Consider the following 7455-nt stretch of genomic DNA (forward strand, 5'->3'; position numbering starts at 1 on the left):
GCGTGCTCGATTAAGGCGCCGATGCCTGCGGTGCATCACATCGTTTTTGGATTTGACCGTTTCGTTTGCCGTTGGCTTTCGCATGACCGTTCAGCTTGAGTTTCTTGGCTGCTTGGTCGCTCTTGGGTGTTGTGGTTTCTGCTGGGGTTGGCTCTTTGGTTCCCTCCGAGTCTGGTCGTGGCCACTCGTTTTCTTGAGATGTGAGCGTGTCAGGGTCTGGAGATTTCCTTGTCATGACAGCGGCCGATGACATAGGGACTGTCGCCCCGAACGAAGCAGTGGCACCGCCTTGGCACAGAAACGTGTCAGAGACATGACACGGGTGGCACCGCTAGATGCACGACGAGTGACAAGGTTGGCGCGGAGAGCCAAGTGCCCCAGCGTCAACACAGCGAGCCCGGTCACTTTTCGGCGTAGCATTCCTGGCTGTCGGAGAGCCATATACGCGGCAACCAACTCCAAACTCACCTGATGTGATCCATCCGAGGGCAAAGAATCGCGCAGCGATTCTGCGGCAGCCAGCCCTAGCGGCTGAGCGACCCAACTAGTCGCGAACGTTACGTTGCGCTGAACGAGATTGGGGGGGGCGTACGGCTACCTTGCTTTGCCAGAGTAGACATATTCCCGAGAGGTTATATGTGAGGAGTGGGTATGTCTGATTTGTTTGCGGCCATGCGTTCGTTTGGAATGGGAGGCCCTGCTGCACTGGTAGTGCAATTGATTTGGCAGCATCTTGGTAGCGCACTAGCCGTACTCATGGTTGCAGGCATGGCGACGTCGCGTTCAGGGTTTGACGTATTGCAAGACCTGCTGCCAGCGGAAGCAGGGGGCTGGGTGAGCAACTACCAGGCATTCTTAGCGTCGATCCCTCGTGCAGATTCTTCGGCCCTGATCGCTCTGTTATTGGTTGCTGCTGTGTTTGCTTGTGCTGTGAAGCATGGGGCAGGTGTCGTTCCTGGTGGGCGTGCGCCTGCCACGTTTTGGATCGCTGCTTTTCACGTTTCAGTGTGCGGGGTGAACTGGTCATTTGTCATCTGTGCTGCCGTAGTGGCCCTGCTGTATTTCGGAGCTTGTGTACTGAACGAGCGGGCTCGTTTCGCTGAACTTCCTACAGCTGTTTCAGTTCGTGGCCAAGTTGCAATCGCGTTCGTACACATTGCAGCGAATGCGCTCTTGATCTTCCTAACGACCATCAATGCGCTCTTCGGCCAGACAAGTCCCCGTGCTCAACTTGTATCTGAGAACAACGGAGGTGCATTGCCCACAGGTGCGAGCGTTTCACGATAGGTGTCGAGACACAGTGCTCCGACTGACACCAATGGCTTTGGCGATTGCCGTAAGGCTTGCCCCTTCCTCCCGCATTGCTTCTGCTGCAAGTTTTCGTTCGGGTGTGAGCACTGTTGGTCGACCACCAATCCTGCCTTCAGCTCGTGCATGAGCCAAACCCCGCATCGTGTTTTCGCGAATAGTGTCGACGCGAAGCTGCGCGAAGACCGCAACGATCCCAAAGAGAGCTCTTCCCATTGGGGTGGTCGTGTCAATCTCGGGCTCAGTCAGGCTACGTATGTTGATGCCTTGTCGGTCAAGACTGCTTAGCACCTCAATGGCCATGACTTCACTACCCGCGATTCGATCCAATCGGCGCACCAGCAGCGTGTCGCCAGCGCGTAAGTAGTCGAGACATGCTTGCCAAGCGGGTCGATCATGGCGGCGGCCGGACTCACCGGCATCGACAAAAACGCGAACAGAGCCCGCCGCTTTTAGCTCTGCTACCTGAGCGGCGGGATCTTGTTCGCGGGTGGAAACTCGGGCATAGCCGATAAGAGCCAATGTGCTCCCCTCTCGCGCTGTGCCACCAACACTATCCATCGGTCAGAAACGGTCGTTTTTGCACGCGGTTTCACGGCCAGAAGTCTATGCCCGAAGAACGGCAGTTCAGCCGAGCAAAAGGTGGTGCAAAACCAGAATGCGTGCAAAACCAGTAGTGACCGTTAATGCACCTAATTCTTTGGAGGCATCACCCCGTGTTGTAAATCGATTACGTTGCAGCGGATCGTCCAGAACGTGGTGATGGGCAAGACCGCAGCTCCCAGGATCATTGTTTCGGAGAGCAGAGACTTGGCAAGTTCGGTGGCATGAAGGACAGCTGGGATCGAACCTGAAGCAAATCCGAGACCAAGCAGGGCTAGCACCCCCAGGTTGTACCCTGCGACCGGACGCACAGCTCTCACTGCGTCGTATTCTTCGATGGCCCCTTGCTCAATGAGTCTTTGAAGTTTTCGCCTCGGGTAAAAGCTTGTCATGAGAGTTACGCAGGCCATGAGGACTAGCATGATGCCGATTCCTTGCATCCTTTGGGTACTCGTTGCGATGTAAACTCCGCCCGCGAGAGCGCCAAGTATTACCCAAGTTAAGGCGAAGTTGAGTGGAGTTTTCCAATTCTTCGAGGTTTTGATCTGTGGCTGAAGCATCGTAATTTCCTGTCTCGCTAAGTGCGTCTAGTTACTTCACTGGTACTGTGCCCGATCATTCGGATGAATAGCTGTCCCTCCGTTTTTCGGTTCGGATTCGAACTGTTGATGACTGCTCGAACGGATGGAGACACGGGTGGCAAAGACTGCGATGGCGGTAGCTGGAGGCAGACTGCTGCGGCAGCTGATTTGGCTGGTTGTCTCTCTGATGCTGGGTAACAGCGCGTTATGGGAGGGGGACATCCCTAAGCTCCGGGAGCTAGTTTGACTCCAGTCTGAGACGCCATCCAAGGCGTTCAAAACGTTGGTTTAGCTGTTGCAGCTCGGTCAGGAGGTCACCCGCTTCGTCTTGGAAAGTCGTCTCGTGATCCAGGGCGTTTACATCGGCAATTCGCTCTAGCCCTGTCGGCTCTGATCGAACGTAGTGTTGTGTTGTGTCGAGGCTGGCATGCCCGAGAAAGGCTTGTACAGCTGGAAGGTCGTGTGTCTTAGCGTGAGCGTTCGTTCCGGCTCGCCGTCTGAGCGCGTGCGGATGGTGTCCTGTATGTCGGATCCAACGGTAAATGGTGCATGGGTGGACGTGGCCGCTGAACCTGCCTGGAAAGTAGAACTCGCCGAAACGCACTTCAGCTTCCCTCATCTCTAGGAGCTCGAGTGTTGATCGATCGACCTTCAGCCGTCGTGATACGGCACCCTTGCCCGTGATCTTGAGGGTCTCGGCGTATCTGTCTCTGAGTCTGAGAGTTGCAATCTCCGTTCGACGAAGCCCGAGCACTGCGGCGAGAGCCAGGATGAGCCGTGTCGTCACAGTCTCTGCAGTGTCGTACGCGTGATGTATCGCGGTCTCGGTCGGGATTGGGAGTACTGGCACAGCGCGCGGGACTCGTACCGCTGGCAGCCGAAGTGCTGGGTTATCACCTCGGATCCCTTCGGCGTTCAGCCATTCGTAGAACACGCGCATGCTTGATCGGATCCGTTTGGCGTATTCGGGTTTCCATCCTGCGTTGATGCCACCAGCCAGGTAGTTGAGTAGGTCTTCGGCGGTAGCTCTCTCTGGACATACGCCGGTCGTCGATTCAAAGCGACGCAAGTCGCCAATTCGTTGGTCGATTGTTCCGGAGGCTCGATTAGCGGCTCGAAGGGTATTTATGAAGCGTTGTGCGAGTGAACTGTCCATTCGCATGACGGTATGAGCCTGATGGAAATGCGGATCATTCCGTAGCTTGCTCTGGCTGGCAGGACATCCCGGCATTTGAACGCCGGATTCCCAAGTGCTGTTCGAACTCATGGTGACGAGAGGATCACCATGCACGCGTTCGACGCAAGCTACCGAATACAGCACACCGCGCCCGGGCCAGATCTGGAAGAGTTCACGACAGTACGACTCGATCAACTGGGCACCACGGATGACATGACGATGCCGCCCGATGTGCTCCAACATCCTGAGCGGTATCAGGCCCGGCACCGGACTGGAGCTCAACAGCTCCGTAGAGCATCAGGAAATCCGGGGCAAATGGTGCAGATTTGGAGGGCGGTGCCACGTCAGGTGGATCAGATTAATCCGGGGGACTGGGGCGCTATTTCACCGGAGCACGCCGCGGCCGAGGCGCAGCGCGGTGACCATGTGATTACGGCCCGAGTGCGCGCAGATCAGTTGTGGACTGAGGGTGTGTTGGAGGAATGGGGCTATCAGGGTGAAAATCCGGTTCGCGGGCGTCGTGATGGAACCGTAGAAGCCCGATCACACACAAGCCTTGCAGCAGGACGGCAACACGGAGCTGGGCTGTCTATGTGAGCGGAATGCTAGATCGAGAGTCCATCTGGACTAGGAAAAGGGTGTGATGCGCCATTTGCGTGCACGTCTTTCGGGCGAGGAACATCGGTTTGGACGTGATACACGCGGCGGTTGCGTTGAGTTCCCTCAGTCACGAGCTGGAATCCATCAGCACGGAGGATCGCTTTGACATCGCTGCGGTCGTCGTTGATGTAGGCGTTGGCGATCGCACGGTTGAAGCGTGCAGCGACTTCTGGGTCGTTCTCGTCAACGGGAGCAATCAGTGTTTCTGGCGGTGTGCCCCAGATCGTGACGCTGTTTGCCACGAACAGTGCGGTGCGCTTGTTGCCGTCGCCGAATGGCTGTGCTCTGGCGAGCTCGATGAAGAGGTTCATGGCTTGCTCGCGCCGGTCGTTTGGTTCGAGGGCGTGCTGAATGAGTGCGGTGAGCTCAGCTTCGATCACGGCTGGGGGCTCATGGCGGCCAAACACCGTGTCTGCGCCCACGCGCTGTTCGTTTGACCTCAGTACGCCTGGTTGTAGTGAGCCGCTTCGGGTGAGGCATGCGTTAACTAATAGGACAAAGTCTGCGTCGATGACCGGATTAGGTCGGTCAATCACGAATTGAGCGGCATCACGCAAGTCTTTGAGGAGCTCTAGATCGGCGCGTGAGTTGACCTTTGTGACATCGCCTGTTCGCAGGAACTCTTCGGTGTCGAGCCGGTTGGTGTTGAGTCCGTTGAACACCTTGCCTGATGAGTAAACCAGTCCTGCAAGGTCGGTTACGTCAAAGTTGGGTGTGCGGCTCATTTGCGCTCCCGGTCGCGGTGTTGGGGTCTTCGTATGCTAGCGAGGATGGGTCAACGCGCGGCGCGATTCTGCGTCTTTTGCTGATGGGCAGGTGTCCAGCTTGGCGCTTCCCATGTTGGGGTTACTGATGCTCGTAACCCGGTGGTCGTCGTTTCGACCGGCTAGTGACATGTATCCGTCGCTGCGTGCCATGAAATACGCGCCCGGGGGCAGTCTCAAAAGGTGAAAATGCTAGTCGCTCCTGTCGCTGCCGATAATGATTATATTGGTCATGGCCACATCAAAGGTGATGGAAAGGAACCTTCATGCAGCCAAGAACTATTGCCACAGCTGTATGCGCAGCTCTGGCGCTCGTAGTCCCGAGTTCGATTGCTAGTGCGGCTACGCCCGAAGAACCATTCGAGCAAATTGCCACGGTAGATATGGATGGAACAGATGTAGATTCGCTCCCCGAGTATCCGGCGATCGATGCACTTGCGACGCCTGATTCTGGATCGCAGGAGGTCGAGTTCAGTATCGAGGCGGGTGCATACCGAGGGCCCGATGGCGAGCGAATTGAGGTCGCGAAGGCCGGAACCTTTACATGTATCTTGTCCGTAGATAGTCCACACTGGTCATCGGGTGCGGGGAGCGTGATTGCTAAACCTCGCGTTGCATGCAAGGGGCCGTCCACCACTATCCCGATCCGAGTGATTGGGTACCTAGCGAAGTCCTCGAAGGAGTCGATTCCAAGTCTGAGGATCGTTGCCGAGTCTGATTACACGCAGAGAGTAACAGTCAATTCCAAAACTAGTTACGGGCCGAAGCAGACCTGGTACGTTCCACGGCAAAGCAGTTCGACCAAGATCAGCAGCGGAGCCTATTTCAGGGGCTCAGCCTCAGCATCCGCAGCTGCACCCTTTACCCCGTTCAATATCCCCGCAGCAGCTTCTGACTTTCGCTGGGTACCGTAAGCAACTTTGAGGGTTGTTCGGGGTCGCCGACAGCGCGGCACCGAACAACCCTCAAAGGCCGTTACGCTCTAGTAGTCGTACTAGACCGATACCAGTGCTCAAGGGCCATTCCGCATACAAATCATACGAGCGGTGGTGAGCCGCAGCATCAGCCCACTCGATCGCTTCAAGCACGCTATGGCACTCCGTGAGTAGCCATTCTTCGGTGGCCCCGTGCGAGTCGATGAAATACACACGGTATCCAGGGAAATCAACCTCAGCTACTCCGTCTCGCGGATCGATCATTCGAGATTTCAAAGCTACTCCATCACACACGATATGGATCTGAGGTGGCATACGCCTGGGCAACGCTGCTACGTTGGGGGTGTCGGTGGCGAGATCGATCCGAAACGCGAGACACGCTGCAGAGTCCTCGTCTCTGAGTCTAATGTACGGGCTGCAGATGCACGATCCTTGCGAGTTGAGTCAGTTGACTCTTGGGGTGAGACTACTTAGAGCTGCATGTAAAGCATGCTCGACAACATCTTGATCGATCTTTGCATCGAAGAAATTAAAACTGTTGATGGATTTGATCACCTGATCTGCTTGGGCATCGTCGCTGTTGGCGGTGCGGGTTTCGCAGATGTGGTGGGTTTAATCAATGCTGAGCTGGCTGTCTTCAGTCCTGTTGTTGCTGCAGGCCATCGGAACTTTGCATTGGGCGGTACGGTTCATCCCTGGATTTGCTGCTCGCTTCAGCTGCAACCTTCTCGGAATCTCACGGCGTGATTTGCACACTTGATGTGCCGGCCTTAGTTGTTAGTTGAGGCGCTTCATTCGTCGTGCGTGTGTGCTGGTCAGTTATCGAGCTTGGATCTGGTGAGCTTCCGTTTGCCCTGCAGGACGCCGGTAACTAGGGGCATCCCAGATCGGGGTAACTGATGCACATAACCCGGAGGTCGTAGGTTCAAATCCTGCCCCCGCAACCACATAAGGCCCTGACCAGGGAAAACTTGGTCAGGGCCGAGACCTTTTCCTGGGTCTTCCAGGTGTGCTCCGGTGTGCCTCGTACCTGCGCTCAAATCGAGTCTTATGGTCTGCATTGCACAGATCATTTGCTTAATACTGTGCGATGTCGGCCGGAACTTGGGTGGCACTGTGAAGTTGTGGCCGAATTTGGCGGTATCGCTTGTGGTTGGGTCGGAGGTGGCGATTATTAGGCTGTTGTTTTGGTGCTGGGTGTGCTCGTGACATGCGCACGGTGCAGTGTTGCGGGATCCTTTTGCGATTGTGCAATTGCGCGAGAATCCGCCGATCTCGAGCGCATTCTTATACCCTTGGGGTATAGGGGTCGTTGGGGTGAGGGGTGGTCTTGAAGATTCAACGCGCCACCATTCACCCTGCACCGGGTGCACCGCCCCTGAATCTAGTTCAGCATGGCAACCGGGCTACCTTCGCGGATGCGTCGC

At 56.1% G+C, this 7455-nt stretch carries 6 protein-coding genes; 2 read left to right on the forward strand and 4 right to left on the reverse strand.

Annotated elements, in window-relative coordinates; genetic code table 11:
- Window positions 1-651: 651 nt before the first annotated feature.
- Entirely contained in the window at window positions 652-1287 is a 636-nt protein-coding gene (locus ZBI01S_RS09895) for a hypothetical protein (protein WP_159421487.1), read from the forward strand.
- Here the strand turns inward: ZBI01S_RS09895 and ZBI01S_RS09625 are convergent.
- From ZBI01S_RS09625 to ZBI01S_RS09230, 4 genes are all read right to left on the reverse strand, one after another.
- Window positions 1279-1830, reverse strand: coding sequence for a recombinase family protein (locus ZBI01S_RS09625; RefSeq protein ID WP_245610602.1), 552 nt, complete (start codon window positions 1828-1830; stop codon window positions 1279-1281). The genes ZBI01S_RS09895 and ZBI01S_RS09625 overlap by 9 nt on opposite strands.
- 170 nt (window positions 1831-2000) lie before the next feature.
- On the reverse strand, window positions 2001-2471 hold the full coding sequence (locus ZBI01S_RS09220; RefSeq protein WP_066059561.1) for a hypothetical protein: 471 nt from the start codon (window positions 2469-2471) through the stop codon (window positions 2001-2003).
- A 259-nt stretch (window positions 2472-2730) separates the two neighbouring features.
- The gene (locus tag ZBI01S_RS09630) at window positions 2731-3648 is read right to left on the reverse strand and encodes a tyrosine-type recombinase/integrase (RefSeq protein WP_159421488.1); all 918 of its coding nucleotides are present in this window, start codon (window positions 3646-3648) and stop codon (window positions 2731-2733) included.
- Between the two features lie 626 nt (window positions 3649-4274).
- Window positions 4275-5054, reverse strand: coding sequence for a Fic family protein (locus ZBI01S_RS09230; RefSeq protein ID WP_083524684.1), 780 nt, complete (start codon window positions 5052-5054; stop codon window positions 4275-4277).
- Window positions 5055-6517: 1463 nt separating this feature from the next.
- On the opposite strand from ZBI01S_RS09230, the gene ZBI01S_RS09240 reads away from it, so the two are divergent.
- Window positions 6518-6775: a hypothetical protein gene (locus tag ZBI01S_RS09240; RefSeq protein ID WP_066059569.1), complete on the forward strand. Its 258-nt coding sequence runs from the start codon at window positions 6518-6520 to the stop codon at window positions 6773-6775.
- Window positions 6776-7455 lie beyond the last annotated feature (680 nt).

This window comes from [Zimmermannella] bifida NBRC 103089, from assembly GCF_001570925.1.
In the GTDB taxonomy this organism is placed as follows: domain Bacteria; phylum Actinomycetota; class Actinomycetes; order Actinomycetales; family Microbacteriaceae; genus Gulosibacter; species Gulosibacter bifidus.

Excerpts from the sequence above, each read along its gene's own strand:
- ZBI01S_RS09220 (WP_066059561.1), bottom strand. The coding sequence starts at position 2,471 with ATGCTTCAGCCACAGATCAAAACCTCGAAGAATTGGAAAACTCCACTC.
- ZBI01S_RS09630 (WP_159421488.1), bottom strand. The coding sequence starts at position 3,648 with ATGGACAGTTCACTCGCACAACGCTTCATAAATACCCTTCGAGCCGCT.
- ZBI01S_RS09230 (WP_083524684.1), bottom strand. The coding sequence starts at position 5,054 with ATGAGCCGCACACCCAACTTTGACGTAACCGACCTTGCAGGACTGGTT.
- ZBI01S_RS09895 (WP_159421487.1), top strand. The coding sequence starts at position 652 with ATGTCTGATTTGTTTGCGGCCATGCGTTCGTTTGGAATGGGAGGCCCT.
- ZBI01S_RS09240 (WP_066059569.1), top strand. The coding sequence starts at position 6,518 with ATGCTCGACAACATCTTGATCGATCTTTGCATCGAAGAAATTAAAACT.